13 protein-coding genes are annotated in these 15,875 nt (G+C 61.4%); 4 read left to right on the top strand and 9 right to left on the bottom strand.

Translation table 11 applies throughout. The annotated features are described in order from the left end of the window. Positions 1–29: 29 nt before the first annotated feature. The 9 genes from lysS to AC1RO5_RS14915 form a co-directional block, all read right to left on the bottom strand. A complete protein-coding gene (lysS, locus tag AC1RO5_RS14955; RefSeq protein ID WP_007940175.1) occupies positions 30–1,532 on the bottom strand; it encodes a lysine--tRNA ligase in 1,503 nt (500 codons plus the stop codon). A gap of 103 nt (positions 1,533–1,635) precedes the next feature. Next, positions 1,636–2,731, bottom strand: a protein-coding gene (prfB, locus tag AC1RO5_RS14950) for a peptide chain release factor 2 (RefSeq protein WP_096481021.1) whose coding sequence is annotated in 2 segments (ribosomal slippage) — positions 1,636–2,658 and positions 2,660–2,731 — 1,095 coding nt in all. Because the reading frame shifts where the segments join, the coding sequence is not laid out codon by codon here. Positions 2,732–2,837: 106 nt separating this feature from the next. Next, positions 2,838–3,839, bottom strand: coding sequence for a diguanylate cyclase domain-containing protein (locus tag AC1RO5_RS14945; RefSeq protein WP_493175892.1), 1,002 nt, complete (start codon positions 3,837–3,839; stop codon positions 2,838–2,840). A 48-nt stretch (positions 3,840–3,887) separates the two neighbouring features. Further along, entirely contained in the window at positions 3,888–4,898 is a 1,011-nt protein-coding gene (locus AC1RO5_RS14940; RefSeq protein ID WP_493175890.1) for a chemotaxis response regulator protein-glutamate methylesterase, read from the bottom strand. Further along, a complete protein-coding gene (locus tag AC1RO5_RS14935) occupies positions 4,895–7,201 on the bottom strand; it encodes a hybrid sensor histidine kinase/response regulator (protein ID WP_493175888.1) in 2,307 nt (768 codons plus the stop codon). Before AC1RO5_RS14935 ends, AC1RO5_RS14940 begins: the two co-directional genes overlap by 4 nt. Then, positions 7,198–7,881 carry a chemotaxis protein CheW gene (locus AC1RO5_RS14930; protein ID WP_493175886.1) on the bottom strand — a complete coding sequence of 228 codons (684 nt, stop codon included), beginning with the start codon at positions 7,879–7,881 and terminating at the stop codon, positions 7,198–7,200. The genes AC1RO5_RS14935 and AC1RO5_RS14930 overlap by 4 nt, the downstream gene beginning before the upstream one ends. Continuing rightward, positions 7,878–9,173 (bottom strand): CheR family methyltransferase, encoded by a 1,296-nt coding sequence (locus tag AC1RO5_RS14925; RefSeq protein ID WP_493175884.1) that lies wholly within the window; start codon positions 9,171–9,173, stop codon positions 7,878–7,880. The genes AC1RO5_RS14930 and AC1RO5_RS14925 overlap by 4 nt, the downstream gene beginning before the upstream one ends. After that, on the bottom strand, positions 9,170–9,706 hold the full coding sequence (locus AC1RO5_RS14920; RefSeq protein ID WP_493175882.1) for a chemotaxis protein CheW: 537 nt from the start codon (positions 9,704–9,706) through the stop codon (positions 9,170–9,172). The genes AC1RO5_RS14925 and AC1RO5_RS14920 overlap by 4 nt, the downstream gene beginning before the upstream one ends. Next, complete coding sequence (locus tag AC1RO5_RS14915; RefSeq protein WP_493175880.1) at positions 9,706–11,328, bottom strand: methyl-accepting chemotaxis protein; 1,623 nt, start codon at positions 11,326–11,328, stop codon at positions 9,706–9,708. The genes AC1RO5_RS14920 and AC1RO5_RS14915 overlap by 1 nt, the downstream gene beginning before the upstream one ends. 299 nt (positions 11,329–11,627) lie before the next feature. Here AC1RO5_RS14915 and ydcS point away from each other — a divergent pair, with 299 nt between their 5' ends. The 4 genes from ydcS to AC1RO5_RS14895 all read left to right on the top strand — a co-directional run bounded on the left by ydcS (position 11,628) and on the right by AC1RO5_RS14895 (position 15,836). Then, complete coding sequence (gene ydcS, locus AC1RO5_RS14910; protein WP_493175877.1) at positions 11,628–12,779, top strand: putative ABC transporter substrate-binding protein YdcS; 1,152 nt, start codon at positions 11,628–11,630, stop codon at positions 12,777–12,779. 259 nt (positions 12,780–13,038) lie between these two features. Then, positions 13,039–14,076: an ABC transporter ATP-binding protein gene (locus AC1RO5_RS14905; protein WP_493175872.1), complete on the top strand. Its 1,038-nt coding sequence runs from the start codon at positions 13,039–13,041 to the stop codon at positions 14,074–14,076. Position 14,077: 1 nt separating this feature from the next. Then, positions 14,078–15,022: an ABC transporter permease gene (locus tag AC1RO5_RS14900; protein ID WP_493175870.1), complete on the top strand. Its 945-nt coding sequence runs from the start codon at positions 14,078–14,080 to the stop codon at positions 15,020–15,022. Beyond that, complete coding sequence (locus tag AC1RO5_RS14895; protein WP_493175868.1) at positions 15,012–15,836, top strand: ABC transporter permease; 825 nt, start codon at positions 15,012–15,014, stop codon at positions 15,834–15,836. The genes AC1RO5_RS14900 and AC1RO5_RS14895 overlap by 11 nt, the downstream gene beginning before the upstream one ends. Positions 15,837–15,875 lie beyond the last annotated feature (39 nt).

The following is a 15,875-nucleotide window of genomic DNA, read 5'->3' as shown; positions in this document are numbered from 1 at the left end:
TGTTTTAGGCGGCTTTTTAATTGAAACATTTACGCTTGCGGACGCATGTGCGGGAACAGGATCACGTCGCGGATCGACGGTGAGTTGGTCAGCAACATCACCAGACGGTCGATGCCGATCCCTTCACCGGCGGTCGGCGGCATGCCGTACTCCAGCGCACGAACGAAGTCGGCGTCGTAGTGCATGGCTTCGTCGTCGCCAGCGTCCTTGTCGGCCACCTGTGCCATGAAGCGCTCTGCCTGGTCTTCCGCGTCGTTCAACTCGGAGTAGGCGTTGGCGATTTCACGGCCGCCGATGAACAGTTCAAAACGGTCGGTGACGTTCGGGTTCTCGTCGTTGCGACGGGCCAGCGGCGAGACTTCGAACGGGTACTGGGTAATGAAGTGCGGCTGTTCCAGCTTGTGCTCGACCAGTTCTTCGAAAATCATCACCTGCAGTTTGCCCAGACCTTCGAAGCCGAGCACCTTGGCGCCGGCCTTCTTGGCGATGGCGCGGGCCTTGTCGATGTCGTTCAGGTCATCGGCCGTCAGGTCCGGGTTGTACTTGAGGATCGAGTCGAACACCGACAGACGCACGAACGGCTCGCCGAAGTGGAACACCTTGTCGCCGTAAGGCACGTCGGTGCTGCCCAGAACCAGTTGTGCCAGTTCGCGGAACAGTTCCTCGGTCAGGTCCATGTTGTCTTCGTAGTCAGCGTGGGCCTGGTAGAACTCGAGCATGGTGAACTCGGGGTTGTGCCGGGTCGAAACGCCTTCGTTACGGAAGTTGCGGTTGATTTCGAAGACTTTCTCGAAGCCACCGACAACCAGACGCTTGAGGTACAGCTCCGGCGCAATGCGCAAGAACATCTGCATATCCAGCGCGTTGTGGTGAGTTTCGAACGGCTTGGCCGCCGCACCACCCGGAATGGTTTGCAGCATCGGCGTTTCGACTTCCAGGAAGTCACGCTTCATCAGGAAGCTGCGAATGTGCGCAATCACTTGCGAACGCACGCGGAAGGTCTGGCGCACGTCTTCGTTGACGATCAGGTCGACGTAACGCTGGCGGTAGCGCTGCTCGGTGTCGGACAGGCCGTGGTGCTTGTCCGGCAGCGGGCGCAGGGATTTGGTCAGCAGGCGCACGTTGGTCATTTCAACGTACAGGTCGCCCTTGCCGGAACGGGCCAGGGTGCCTTCGGCGGCAATGATGTCGCCCAGGTCCCAGGTTTTCACCGCGGCCAGGGTTTCTTCGGACAGGGTTTTACGGTTGACGTAAACCTGGATGCGCCCGGACATGTCCTGAATCACCATGAACGAGCCTCGGTTGAGCATGAGACGACCGGCAACCTTGACCGGGATCGCAGCCTCTGCCAGCTCTTCCTTGGTCTTGTCCGCGTACTTCTTCTGCAAGTCTTCGCAGTAGGCGTCGCGGCGGAAGTCGTTGGGGAAGGCCTGGCCCTTGGCGCGCTCGGCAGCAAGCTTTTCCTTGCGCAGGGCGATCAGGGAGTTTTCTTCCTGTTGCAGGGCTTGCGGGTCGAGTTGTAGGTCGCTCATGTCTTTAAAAATTCCATCACAGGTTCGTTGCCCCCGGATTTCAGCCGGGGTTCGCGGGCAAGCCAAGCGCCTACAGGGTCGTGGTGACCCTGTAGCGCGGGCCTTAAAGCCCTTGTTTCAGGCTCGCCACCAAGTATTCGTCGATGTCGCCGTCGAGCACCTTGTCGCAGTCGCTGCGTTCGATGTTGGTGCGCAGATCCTTGATCCGCGAGGCATCGAGCACGTACGAACGGATCTGGTGACCCCAGCCGATGTCCGACTTGGTGTCTTCCAGGGCCTGGGAGGCGGCGTTGCGTTTCTGCACTTCCTGCTCGTACAAGCGCGCCCGCAACATTTTCATCGCGGTGTCTTTGTTGGCGTGCTGGGAGCGTTCGTTCTGGCAGCTGACCACGGTGTTGGTCGGTACGTGAGTAATCCGTACAGCCGAGTCGGTGGTGTTTACGTGCTGACCACCGGCACCGGAGGAGCGGTAGGTGTCGATGCGCAGGTCCGACGGGTTGATGTCGATTTCGATGTTGTCATCGATTTCCGGCGACACGAACACGGCCGAGAACGAGGTGTGACGACGGTTGCCGGAGTCGAACGGGCTCTTGCGCACCAGACGGTGCACACCGATTTCGGTACGCAGCCAGCCAAAGGCGTATTCGCCCTTGATGTGCACGGTCGCGCCTTTGATACCGGCGACTTCACCGGCCGACAATTCCATGATGGTCGCGTCGAAACCGCGTTTATCCGCCCAGCGCAGGTACATGCGCAGCAGGATGTTGGCCCAGTCCTGGGCTTCGGTACCGCCGGAGCCGGCCTGGATGTCCAGGTAGGCGTTGTTCTGGTCCATCTCGCCGCTGAACATACGACGGAATTCGAGCTTCTCGAGGGCTTCGCGCAGGCGTTCCACTTCAAGGGCTACGTCGTCGACGGCGGCCTGGTCTTCTTCCTCGGCAGACATCAACAGCAGGTCCTTGGCATCGGCCAGACCGCTGGACATTTCATCGAGGGTTTCTACGATCTGGGCCAGCGCAGAGCGCTCGCGACCCAGGTTCTGAGCGTACTCAGGGTTGTTCCAGACACTCGGATCTTCAAGCTCGCGATTGACTTCGGTCAGACGCTCATGCTTTTGATCGTAGTCAAAGATACCCCCGAATAGTTTCGGAGCGCTCGGACAGGTCCTTGATACTGTTAAGGATCGGGTTGATTTCCATGGCGGGCAGCACTCGTTGGCGAACTTTTGAAAGCCGGCGAGTATAACGTAATCACGCTGTCAAGGCAGCCCGCCTGGCGGCTTTAGGGGTAAATGAACCTGCTGGTTCATTCAATCCCCACCTGATTGCGCCCATTGTTCTTCGCCAGGTACAACCCCTTGTCCGCCGCCGAGATCAATTGCCGGCAGTCGCTGCCCGGCTGCGGGATCACGGTCGACAGGCCGATGCTGATGGTCAGGCACGAACCTTCGGTCGGGAAAATGTGCGGGATCTTCAACCCGACCACGGTCTGGCGCAATTTTTCCGCCACCATCCGCGCACCGCCCGGCGAGGTATTGGGCAAGACCAGGACGAACTCTTCGCCGCCGTAACGGGCCGGCAGGTCCGATGGCCTGGCGCTGGCGTCACGAATTGCCGTGGCGACTTTGCGCAGGGCTTCATCGCCTTCGAGGTGGCCAAAACTGTCGTTGTAGGACTTGAAATAGTCGACATCGATCATCAACAGCGACAATTGCGTCTGGTCTCGCAATGAGCGCCGCCACTCCAGCTCCAGGTATTCGTCGAAGTGCCGGCGGTTCGACAGCCCGGTCAGGCCGTCGGAGTTCATCAAGCGTTGCAGCACCAGGTTGGTGTCGAGCAACTGCTGCTGGCTGACCCGCAACGCGCGGTACGCCGCGTCACGCTGCAGCAGGGTCATGTAGGAGCGTGAGTGATAGCGGATGCGCGCCACCAGTTCGATGTTGTCCGGCAGCTTGACCAGGTAATCGTTGGCCCCGGCGGCAAACGCCGCGCTTTTGATCAGCGGGTCTTCCTTGGTCGACAGGACAATGATCGGAATGTCCTTGGTCGCCGGGTGATTACGGTATTCGCGCACCAGGCTCAGGCCGTCGAGGCCGGGCATGACCAGGTCCTGAAGGATCACCGTCGGCTTGATGCGGATCGCCTGGGCGATGGCCTGGTGCGGGTCGGCACAGAAGTGGAAGTCGATGTTTTCTTCGTTCGACAGACCACGGCGCACCGCCTCGCCGATCATCGCCTGATCGTCCACCAACAACACCATGGCGGCGTTTTCGTCGGTTTTGTAGTCGTCGAGCTGTAATTCATTCATGTGCGGTCACCTGAGTACTGCTTGGGCCACGATTGCTGCTAATGATAGTCATTTTTGGAAAATCTCCAGCAAGCGTGGCGCTATCTTGTCCAGTGGGCGGATTTCCATGGCAGCGTCGATGGCTGCGGCCGCCTTGGGCATTCCGTACACGGCACTGCTGTTCTGGTCCTGAGCGATGGTCAGGTAGCCCTGTTGGCGCATGAGTTTAAGCCCCTGGGCGCCGTCACGCCCCATGCCGGTCAGCAGAACGCCCACGGCGTCACCGCTCCAGTAGCTGGCCACGCTCTCGAAAAACACATCGATCGAAGGCCGATAGATCTCGTTGACCGGTTCGGCGGTGTAGGCCAGCGTGCCGTTCTTCAGCAGGCGAATATGGTGGTTGGTGCCAGCCAGCAGCACCGTGCCGCTCTGTGGCGGTTCGCCTTCCTGGGCCAGGCGCACGTCCAGGCCGCTGGCAGTGGCAAGCCATTCGGCCATACCGGCGGCAAACACCTGATCCACATGCTGGACCAGCACGATGGCCGCCGAAAAATCCCGGGGCAGGCCCTTGAGCAGCACTTCCAGCGCCGCCGGCCCGCCGGCGGATGAACCGATCGCCACCAGGCGCTGGCGCGAGGCCGAGTTGCGGTGCGGGCTCGGTGCCGATCGCTCCCGATTGCTGTGGTCACCGATCAGCCAGCCAATGTTGAGAATCTTGCGCAGCAGCGGCGCGGCGGCTTCCTGAGGGTTGCCAGCGCCCAGCGCCGGGGTATCGACCACATCCAGCGCGCCGTAGCCCATGGCTTCGAACACCCGGTGTACATTCTGCTGACGATCGACGGTGACGATAACGATCGCGCACGGCGTCTCGGCCATGATCCGCCGGGTCGCTTCCACGCCGTCCATCAACGGCATGATCAAGTCCATCAGGATCAGGTCCGGGGTGTATTCGGTGCAACGTTGCACCGCCTCCGCCCCGTTGCTGGCGACCCAGACCACCTCGTGCGTCGGTTCGAATGCCAGGGCGCGGCGCAAAGCCTCTACCGCCATGGGCATGTCGTTGACGATGGCGATTTTCATGCTCGCGCCCCTCCAATGAGCTCAACGACTGCATCCAGTAAGGCGTCATCATGAAAACTGGCCTTGGCTAGATAATAGTCGGCGCCAGCGTCCAGTCCACGGCGACGGTCTTCTTCGCGGTCCTTGTAGGACACCACCATCACCGGCAGCGATTGCAGGCGATTGTCGCGACGCAATAAAGACACCAGCTCGATGCCGTCCATGCGCGGCATGTCGATGTCGGTAATCAGCAGATCGAAATCCTCCGAACGCAGGGCATTCCAGCCATCCATACCGTCCACCGCCACGGCGACGTCGTAGCCGCGATTGAGCAGCAACTTACGCTGCAACTCACGAACGGTCAGCGAATCGTCCACCACCAGAATCCGTTTGCGCGTGGCTTCAACGGCCTGATTGGCGTGCCGGGCAATGCGCTCCAGACGCCCGGTATTGAGCAGTTTGTCCACCGAACGCAGCATGTCCTCGACGTCGACGATCAGCACCACCGAGCCGTCGTCGAGCAAGGCCCCTGCGGAAATGTCCTGCACCTTGCCCAAACGCTCGTCCAGCGGCAGCACCACCAGCGTCCGCTCGCCGATAAACCGCTCGACCGCCACCCCGTAGATCGCCTCGCGCTCACGGATGACCACGACTTTGAGGATCTGCGCGCTGTTCTGGCTCGCCGGGCGATGCAACAGCTGACTGGCGGCGACCAGCCCGACATGCCGGCCTTCGTACCAGAAGTGCTGCCGGCCTTCGACCTGCACGATGTCTTCCGGCTCCAGGTCGCACATGCGCTCGATGTGCGCCAGCGGGAAGGCGTACGCCTCGTCACCCACTTCCACCACCAGACTGCGCACCACCGACAGCGTCAGCGGTACTTCAAGGTGGAAACGACTGCCCGCGCCCGCCGTCTGCTCCAGCACTACGGCACCGCGCAACTGCCGGACCATGTGCTGAACCGCATCCAGCCCGACACCGCGCCCGGACACTTCGGTGACCGTGTCGCGCAGGCTGAAACCCGGCAGGAACAGGAACGTCAGCAGCTCTTCTTCGCTCAACTGAGCGGCAGTCTCGGCTGGGGATAACTGCCGCTCGACGATAGTGCGGCGGACCTTTTCCAGGTCGACGCCATTGCCGTCATCGCTCAGTTCCAGCACCAACAGACCGGCCTGATGGGAGGCTCGCAAACGGATCACGCCTTCCTCCGGCTTGCCGGCCAAGCGCCGCTGTTCCGGGGTTTCGATGCCGTGATCCACCGCGTTGCGCAGCAGGTGCGTCAGCGGCGCTTCGAGTTTTTCCAATACGTCGCGGTCGACTTGAGTCTTTTCGCCCTCGATCTCCAGCCGCACCTGTTTGCCCAGATTGCGGCCGAGGTCGCGGACCATGCGTACTTGCCCGCTCAGCACATCGGCGAACGGCCGCATGCGACAGGCCAGCGCGGTGTCATACAACACCTGTGCGCGCTGGCTGGCGTGCCAGGCGAACTCGTCCAGTTCGGCATTTTTTTCCACCAGCAATTGCTGGGACTCGGCCAGCAATCGACGGGCATCGCCCAAGGCTTCCTGGGCTTCGAGGCTCAAGGCATGGTCCTTGAGATGAACGTTGAGGCTTTCCAGCGCCCGCAGGCCATTGCTCTGCATGCGTTTAAGGCGCTGCATGGTGGCCAGGTGCGGCTTGAGCCGCTGGGTTTCCACCAGCGATTTACTCGACAGGTCGAGCAGGCTGTTCAAACGCTCGGCCGTGACGCGCAATACGCGCTCGCCAGTGTCGGTGCTGCGCCTGGTCTTGGACGCAGCCTCAGCGGGCTCTGCCTGGGGTGTTTCAATGAGTGTTTCGACGGGTGTTTCGGCTGCACGAACGGGCGGCTCGACCCTGGGTGTCGGCGGTTCGAGTTGAAGTTCTGCCATCGGCAGCGCGATGGGGACAGTCGCCATGTGTTCAAGCAGCCGTCCCATCAAGACGACATAAGCGTCGATATCCGCAGGTGCCGGAGCGTTGCTCGGCGTCGCAATCCGCATCAGCAGATCGGTGCCTTGCAACAGGGCATCGATGTGTTCGGGCCGCAGGTACAGGCGCCCTTCCTGGGCGCTGACCAGGTAATCTTCCATCACATGGGCAACGCTGACCCCGGCATCGACGCCGACAATTCGCGCCGCGCCTTTGAGCGAATGGGCCGCGCGCATGCATGACTCAAGGTAATCGGCCTGGGTCGGATCGCGCTCAAGCGCCAGCAGACCGGCGCTCAGCACCAGGGTCTGGGCCTCGGCTTCCAGGCTGAACAGTTCCAGCAAAGAGGCGTCACGCATTTGGTCGGGGGTCATGTGAGGCTCCGGGTCACGGCAGACAACAGCTGCTCTTCATCCAGCCAACGCAGGCTGCGACCTTTGAATTGCAAGACACCACGGGTGTATTTGGCGCTGGCCTGGGTGCCGGACTGAGATGCCGCATCGAGAATGCGCTCGTCGATGGCGTGAATCCCGTCCACTTCGTCCACCGGCACCACTACCGGCCCACCGTGGGCGGCGATGATCAGCATCCGCGGCGTTACCCGCGCGCCGGGCGCCACGCCACTGGTGTCGTCGAGCCCCAACAGCTCCACCAAAGACAGGCACGCCACCAAGGCACCGCGCACATTCGCTACGCCGAGCAACGCCCGGGAGCGCTGGTGCGGCAAGGAATGGATCGCTTGCAGCGGCGCCACTTCGACCAGGCTGCGGGTGGCCAGGCCCAGCCACTCTTCGCCGAGGCGAAACATCAGCAGCGAACGGGTTTTCACCTCGCTCTCGGCCACCGTGGAGATTTGCCCACGGTCGTCCTGCTGCAAGGCGTAGCGGTCGAGCAAGCGCGTGGCGGCGGCCGAGTACACCGCGCAATTGCGGCAATGAATGTGCTCGCTCAGCAGTGGGCAGGACTGGTCGCCGTGGATACCGATGCGGTTCCAACAGTCGTCGATGGCCTGGGCATCTTCATGGGTGACGTTCAAGGTGTCGGAGGCGTTCATCGTTTACGCTCACTGTCAGCGGCGCGCTCGCTGCGGGCGGCGCGGGCCTGCAATCTTCTGGCACCCGCCGTGTCGCCCTGGGATTGCAGCAAGGCCGCCAGGTGCATCAACGCGTCGGGGTGTTGCGGTTCGAGGTACAACGCCTTGCGATAAAAGCCCTGGGCCTCCAGGGCACTGCCGGCGACATCGCTGAGCAGCCCCAGCCAATAGAACACTTGGGCCACCGGCTCGTGACTGCGTAAATAACTTTCGCAGGCGGCACGGGCCTCGGCACTTTTGCCTTCGTTGGCCAGCGCGGCGATATTCGCCAACAGTGTGGTGGCGTCCGAAGAGGTGGCGCCTGAAGGGGTAACCGAAGGGGTGACGGTAGCCTGAGGCATCGGCACGACCGTCGCAAAAGGCCGACTGCGCGCCGGCGGAGGAGTCACGCTGCGCACCGGTTGCTGCGCTGGCAGCGGCATCGGCATCGGCGCGAAGGTCGCAAGCGGCTCGGGTGCGCTCTGACGACTGAAGGCAAACGACTGCGGGATACCGATCGAGCGCATGCCGAAACGGCCGAGCAGACTGCCCTCGGCCGGGCCGATAAACAGCACGCCGTCGACGTGAGTCAGGCGCTTGAGCACTTCGAACACTTGCTGCTGGGTCGGCTGGTCGAAATAGATCAGCAGGTTGCGACAGAACACGAAGTCATAGGGCGGCTCGTTGACCAGCAAAGTCGGATCCAGCAGGTTACCGACCTGTAAACGCACCTGTTCAAGCACGCGTCCGCTGAGGCGATAGTTGTCGTGTTTAGCGGTGAAATGGCGCTCGCGAAACTCGATGTCCTGGCCACGAAACGAATTTTTGCCGTACAGCGCGAGCCTGGCCTTTTCCACCGACAGCGGGCTGACGTCCATGCCGTCGACCTTGAACTGGTGCGGTGCCAGCCCGGCATCGAGCAATGCCATGGCGATCGAGTACGGTTCTTCGCCGGTGGAGCACGGCAGGCTGAGAATCCGCAGGGCGCGCATGTTGTTGATCGCCGCCAGCCGCTTGGCCGCCAGCTTCGCCAGCGTGGCGAAGGATTCCGGGTAACGGAAAAACCAGGTTTCGGGGACGATCACCGCTTCAATCAGCGCCTGCTGTTCGTCACGCGACCCCAACAAAGTGCGCCAATACTCATCGGCCGTCAGCGCCCGAACCGCCGTGATGCGCTGGCGCACCGCGCGCTCGATGAGCGCCGGGCCGACCGATCCCACATCCAGGCCGATACGTTCCTTGAGGAAATCGAAAAACCGTTGATCGCTACTCATCCCTGCTCCTCAAACTGCGCCAGGTCCAGCGGCGGCGAGGGAAACAATAAGGCGCGAACCTGTGCATCCAGTAAGTCGGCAACCCGCACCCATTGCAGCAGCCCCTGGGCATCTTCGCGCACCGGGCCGAGGTACGGCGCCTGTCGATTGTCCAGGCCATAAGGCTGAAAGTCCGCCGGGTTGCAGCGCAACGTGTCGGTGGCCTGTTCCAGAATCAGCCCGAGCAATTGCGCAGGCGTCGCTGCGTCCGGCCGATAATGCACCAACACCAGCCGCGTGCTGGTGCGAGCCTGGGCCGGTTGACCGAACGTCAGCGCGCTGAGGTCGATCACCGGCACCACCGCGCCACGATAGGCGAACACCCCCGCCACCCAGTCCGGCGCCCGGGGAATGGGTTTCAACGGCAGTTGCGGCAACACTTCGGCCACCTCGATGGCCTGCAAGGCGTAGCGCTCGTTGCCGATGCGGAACACCAGAAACAACGACTGCTTCGCCGGCATCGCCGCGCCGCGCCTGGCCGTAAGTTCGCTCATCAGACTTTGAATCGCGAGACACCGCCACGCAGCCCCACGGCCACCTGGCTCAGTTCGTCGATGGCGAAACTGGCCTGGCGCAGGGACTCAACCGTCTGGCTGCTGGCATCGCCCAACTGCACCAGCGCGTGGTTGATCTGCTCGGCGCCAGTGGCCTGGGCCTGCATGCCTTCGTTGACCATCAACACCCGTGGCGCCAGCGCCTGGACCTGATGAATGATCTGCGACAGCTGCTCGCCCACCTGCTGCACCTCGGACATGCCGCGGCGCACTTCCTCAGAGAACTTGTCCATGCCCATGACCCCAGCCGACACCGCCGACTGGATTTCGCGCACCATCTGCTCGATGTCGTAGGTGGCCACAGCGGTCTGGTCTGCCAGACGCCGCACTTCGGTGGCGACCACGGCAAACCCGCGACCATACTCGCCGGCCTTCTCAGCTTCGATCGCGGCGTTCAGGGACAACAGGTTGGTCTGGTCGGCGACTTTGACGATGGTCACCACCACCTGATTGATGTTGCCGGCCTTCTCGTTGAGGATCGCCAGTTTGGCGTTCACCAGATCTGCCGCGCCCATCACCGAGTGCATGGTGTCTTCCATGCGCGCCAGCCCCTGCTGACCGGAACCGGCCAGCACCGACGCCTGATCGGCGGCGGTGGAGACTTCGGTCATGGTGCGCACCAAGTCACGCGAGGTGGCGGCAATTTCCCGCGAGGTCGCACCGATTTCGGTGGTGGTGGCTGCGGTTTCGGTCGCGGTGGCTTGTTGCTGCTTGGAGGTCGCGGCGATTTCCGTGACTGACGTAGTGACCTGCACCGAGGAGCGCTGGGCCTGGGACACCAGCGAGGTGAGTTCGGTCATCATGTCGTTGAAGCCGGTTTCCACCGCGCCGAACTCGTCCTTGCGATCAAGATTCAGGCGATTGCTGAGGTCGCCAGTGCGCATGACGTCGAGGACATCCACAATGCGATTCATCGGCGCCATGATCGCGCGCATCAGCAACAGCCCGCAGAAGCCAGCCACGATGATCGCCAGCAGCAGAGAGACGCCCATGCTGATTTTGGCGGCCGTCACCGCGTCGCTGATGGCCAGCGTGGCTTGCTCTGCCAGCTCGTGATTACTTTCAAGAAGGGCGCTCAACTGCTTGCGCCCATTGAGCCAGGCCGGCATGAGTTTTTGCTCCAGGGCAAGGCGTGCCTGTTCGTACTCCTTGCGCTGATAGAGGTCGAGAACGTTCGCCATTTCCTTGTTGTAGAGCTGATGACGCACTTCGAATTCGTCGAATAGAACCTGATCGTCCGGCGTGAAAATGGTCTTGCGATAGTTGGCCATCTGCTCGCCCACGCGCTCTTCGAAGCTCTTGTACATGGTCTGGTCGGCAGCGGTTATTTCGCGACCTCCGGAAAGGCCGACAATCTGCTGGGTGAGGTTAAAACTGTCGACCCAGGCACCACGGATCATCGAACTGAAATACACCCCGGGCACCGCATCGGTGCGCACTCTGTCTGCGCCGGCGTCGATCTTCATCAGCCGAGAAAAAGACACCACGACCATCAACAGCATGATCGCGATAATTACCGCAAAGCTCGCCAAAATGCGTTGGCGCAACGTCCAGTTCTTCACAGTCAGTCCTCGGTGCGGGTCAAATTGCGGGGGAGTATAGCTGAGGGCGATGTTTCATTTATAAGACGCTGAGCATCGTTTCTCATCCCGCCAATAAATAGCCGGAATTCGGCAGAAACATCGCATCCCGCATTGGATATTTGTCGACCGTGGCATCGGGCACTAGTCTGGATAAACCCATGACACAGCCCGGCCTCAGTCAGCCTCCCACAAAGCGCACTACGCTAATAACAAGCCACTCGTGGCGAACTACCCCGTTCAACGCTGTCCCGACCCTAATTAAAGAAGAGGGAAACCCCATGTTCGAACACAAGACCGCACTGCTCAGTGCAATCACCACAGCACTGCTGGCCAGCGCCAGCCTGCAGGCCGCCGAGCCGCTGAAAGCCGTTGGTGCCGGCGAAGGTCAGCTGGATATCGTTGCCTGGCCCGGCTATATCGAACGGGGTGAAAGCGACAAGGCTTACGACTGGGTCAGCGCTTTCGAGAAAGAAACCGGCTGCAAGGTCAACGTCAAGACGGCCGGCACGTCCGATGAAATGGTCAGCCTGATGGCCAAGGGTGGTTACGACCTGGTGACGGCGTCCGGCGATGCCTCCCTGCGCTTGATTGCCGGCAAGCGTGTCCAGCCGATCAACACCGCATTGATCCCCAACTGGAAGAATCTCGATCCGCGCCTGAAGGATGGGCCGTGGTACGTCGTCGACAAGCAAACCTATGGCACCCCGTACCAATGGGGTCCGAATGTGCTCATGTATAACACCAACGTGTTCAAACAGCCGCCGACCAGTTGGAGCGTGATACTCGAAGAGCAGAAGCTGCCCGACGGTAAATCCAACAAGGGCCGCGTGCAGGCGTATGACGGCCCGATCTACATCGCGGACGCGGCGCTGTACCTGAAAACCGTCAAGCCGGAACTGGGCATCAAAGACCCTTACCTGCTCGACGAAAAACAGTACAAGGCCGTGCTCGATCTACTGCGCGGTCAACAAAAGCTGATCCACCGCTACTGGCACGACACCACCGTGCAGATGAGTGACTTCAAGAACGAAGGCGTGGTGGCTTCCAGCTCCTGGCCGTATCAGGTCAACGGCCTGCTGAACGAGAAACAGCCAATCGCCTCGACCATCCCCAAAGAAGGCGCCACCGGATGGGCCGATACCACCATGATGCACGCCGAAGCCAAGCACCCGAACTGTGCCTATAAGTGGATGGACTGGTCGTTGACGCCGAAGGTCCAGGGCGATGTGTCCGCCTGGTTCGGCTCGCTGCCGGCGGTTCCGGCGGCGTGCAAGGCAAGTGAACTGCTGGGGGCCGAGGGTTGCAAAACCAACGGCTTCGAACAGTTCGACAAGATCGCCTTCTGGAAAACCCCGCAGGCTGAGGGTGGCAAGTTTGTACCTTATAGCCGTTGGACCCAGGATTACATTGCGATTATGGGAGGCAGGTAATACACCGACCTTGTGGCGAGGGAGCTTTTGTGGCGAGGGGGCTTGCCCCCGTTGGGTGGCGAAGCCGCCCTGGAACCAGTCACCGCGGTCTAGCAGATAAACCGCGCTCTCCTTTTCAGGGCTGCTACGCAGCCCAACGGGGGCAAGCCCCCTCGCCACAGTGAGCATTCCAGCTAAAAAAGCACACCGATTCAGCTTTTTCAGAAGTCCAGGCAGGGGCCGCAGTGATGGGCCCCCGCTTTTTGGGAGCACCGTATCCATGACGCTTGCAGTCCAGTTCACCAACGTTTCCCGTCAGTTCGGCGAGGTGAAGGCCGTTGACCGGGTTTCCATCGACATCCAGGACGGCGAGTTCTTTTCCCTGCTGGGCCCTTCTGGCTCGGGTAAAACCACCTGCCTGCGCCTGATCGCCGGTTTCGAACAGCCGAGCACCGGCTCTATCCGCATTCATGGCGCCGAAGCCGCCGGGCTGCCGCCGTATCAGCGCGACGTAAACACTGTGTTCCAGGATTACGCGCTGTTCCCGCACATGAACGTACTCGACAACGTCGCCTATGGTTTGAAAGTCAAAGGCGTCGGCAAGACCGAACGCCACAAACGTGCCGAAGAAGCCCTCGACATGGTCGCCCTCAACGGCTACGGCGAGCGCAAACCCGTGCAACTCTCGGGCGGCCAACGCCAGCGTGTGGCCCTGGCTCGCGCGTTGGTCAATCGCCCTCGCGTGTTGTTGCTCGACGAACCCTTGGGCGCCCTCGACCTGAAGCTGCGCGAGCAAATGCAAGGCGAGTTGAAGAAGCTGCAACGCCAGCTCGGCATCACCTTTATCTTCGTCACTCACGATCAGACCGAAGCGTTGTCGATGTCCGACCGCGTGGCGGTGTTCAACAAGGGGCGCATTGAACAGGTCGACACGCCGCGCAGCCTCTATATGAAACCGGCAACCACCTTCGTTGCCGAATTCGTCGGCACCTCCAACGTGATTCGCGGTGATCTGGCGCAGCAACTGAGCGGCAATCCACAGCCGTTTTCGATCCGCCCCGAACATGTGCGTTTCGCCGAAGGCCCGCTGGCCAGCAATGAAATAGAAGTCAGCGGCCTGCTGCACGACATCCAGTACCAGGGCAGCGCCACCCGCTATGAACTGAAACTGGAAAACGGCCAGACCCTGAACATCAGCAAGGCCAACGTCCAGTGGCTGGACGTCAGTGCACAACATCAGCCTGGGCAACGCATCAGCGCTCGTTGGGCGCGCGAGGCGATGATTCCGCTGCACGACAATGTTGTGGGCGGGGTGTGAGATGGACAGCGTGATCCCTCGAACACCAGCCAGCGGCTCGCCGTTGCGCCGGTTTTCCAACCTGCTGTACCGGCGGCCGAACCTGTATCTGTCGCTGCTGCTGGTGCCGCCGCTGCTGTGGTTTGGCGCGATCTACCTCGGCTCGCTGCTGACGTTGTTGTGGCAAGGCTTCTACACATTCGATGATTTCACCATGACGGTCACCCCCGACCTGACCCTGGCGAACTTCACTGCGCTGTTCCAGCCGTCGAACTTCGACATCATCCTGCGCACCCTGAGCATGGCCATCGTCGTGTCGATCGCCAGTGCAATCGTGGCCTTCCCGATCGCCTACTACATGGCGCGCTACACCAGCGGCAACACCAAAGCGTTTTTCTACATCGCGGTGATGATGCCGATGTGGGCCAGTTACATCGTCAAGGCCTATGCCTGGACCTTGCTGCTGGCCAAGGGCGGCGTGGCGCAGTGGTTCGTTCAGTATTTGAATCTGGAGCCGGTGTTGCAGTTCGTGCTCGGGATGCCAGGAGTGGGTGGCAGCACCTTGTCGACCTCGCACCTGGGGCGGTTCATGGTGTTTGTCTATATTTGGCTGCCGTTCATGATCCTGCCGATCCAGGCGTCACTGGAACGCCTGCCGCCCTCCTTGCTGCAAGCTTCGGCGGACCTGGGCGCCAAGCCGCGCCAGACCTTCATGCAAGTGATTCTGCCGTTGTCGATTCCGGGGATCGCGGCCGGTTCGATCTTTACCTTTTCACTGACGCTGGGCGATTTCATCGTGCCGCAACTGGTGGGCCCGCCGGGCTACTTCGTCGGCAGCATGGTCTACGCCCAGCAAGGGGCGATCGGCAACATGCCGATGGCGGCAGCCTTCACACTGGTGCCGATCGTGCTGATCGCCATTTACCTGTCCATCGTCAAACGTCTGGGGGCCTTCGATGCGCTCTGACTCTTCTTCTCAAGACCGGGCCTCCCTGGGCCTGCGCATCGCCGCCTGGGGTGGGTTGCTGTTCTTGCATTTCCCGATCCTGATCATCCTCCTCTATGCCTTCAACACCGAAGACGCGGCGTTCAGCTTTCCGCCCAAGGGCTTCACCCTGAAGTGGATCGGCGTGGCGTTCTCGCGGCCCGACGTACTGGAAGCGATCAAGCTGTCGCTGCAGATCGCCGCCATCGCCACGCTGATTGCGCTGATCCTCGGCACCCTCGCCTCGGCGGCGTTGTACCGGCGGGACTTCTTCGGCAAGCAAGGCATCTCGCTGATGCTGATCCTGCCGATCGCATTGCCGGGGATCATCACCGGGATCGCGCTGCTGGCGACCTTCAAGACGCTGGGGATCGAGCCGGGGGTATTCACCATCGTGATCGGTCACGCGACCTTCTGCGTGGTGATCGTCTACAACAACGTCATCGCCCGATTGCGCCGCACATCCTACAGCTTGATCGAAGCGTCCATGGACCTCGGCGCCGACGGCTGGCAGACCTTCCGCTACATCGTCCTGCCGAACCTCGGCTCGGCGATGCTGGCCGGCGGTATGCTGGCGTTTGCCCTGTCGTTCGACGAAATCATCGTCACCACCTTCACCGCTGGCCACGAACGCACCTTGCCGTTGTGGCTGCTCAACCAGCTCAGCCGCCCTCGGGACGTGCCGGTGACCAACGTCGTGGCGATGCTGGTGATGATGGTGACCATGCTGCCGATTCTCGGCGCGTATTACCTGACCCGTGGTGGGGAAAGCGTTGCGGGCAGTGGCGGGAAATAACTGACAACTCATTTCCCACAGAGGAAATACAACAGCTTC

This window comes from Pseudomonas sp. GW822-FHT02G04, from assembly GCF_058802085.1.
This window is presented reverse-complemented; position numbering and strand designations above follow the sequence as displayed.

Bases quoted from the DNA above. Each gene is read 5' to 3' on its own strand.
- AC1RO5_RS14945 (WP_493175892.1), bottom strand. From the start codon at position 3,839: ATGAATGAATTACAGCTCGACGACTACAAAACCGACGAAAACGCCGCC.
- AC1RO5_RS14940 (WP_493175890.1), bottom strand. From the start codon at position 4,898: ATGAAAATCGCCATCGTCAACGACATGCCCATGGCGGTAGAGGCTTTG.
- AC1RO5_RS14900 (WP_493175870.1), top strand. From the start codon at position 14,078: ATGGACAGCGTGATCCCTCGAACACCAGCCAGCGGCTCGCCGTTGCGC.
- lysS (WP_007940175.1), bottom strand. From the start codon at position 1,532: ATGAGCGACCTACAACTCGACCCGCAAGCCCTGCAACAGGAAGAAAAC.
- ydcS (WP_493175877.1), top strand. From the start codon at position 11,628: ATGTTCGAACACAAGACCGCACTGCTCAGTGCAATCACCACAGCACTG.
- AC1RO5_RS14920 (WP_493175882.1), bottom strand. From the start codon at position 9,706: ATGAGCGAACTTACGGCCAGGCGCGGCGCGGCGATGCCGGCGAAGCAG.
- AC1RO5_RS14935 (WP_493175888.1), bottom strand. From the start codon at position 7,201: ATGACCCCCGACCAAATGCGTGACGCCTCTTTGCTGGAACTGTTCAGC.
- AC1RO5_RS14930 (WP_493175886.1), bottom strand. From the start codon at position 7,881: ATGAACGCCTCCGACACCTTGAACGTCACCCATGAAGATGCCCAGGCC.
- AC1RO5_RS14895 (WP_493175868.1), top strand. From the start codon at position 15,012: ATGCGCTCTGACTCTTCTTCTCAAGACCGGGCCTCCCTGGGCCTGCGC.
- AC1RO5_RS14905 (WP_493175872.1), top strand. From the start codon at position 13,039: ATGACGCTTGCAGTCCAGTTCACCAACGTTTCCCGTCAGTTCGGCGAG.
- AC1RO5_RS14925 (WP_493175884.1), bottom strand. From the start codon at position 9,173: ATGAGTAGCGATCAACGGTTTTTCGATTTCCTCAAGGAACGTATCGGC.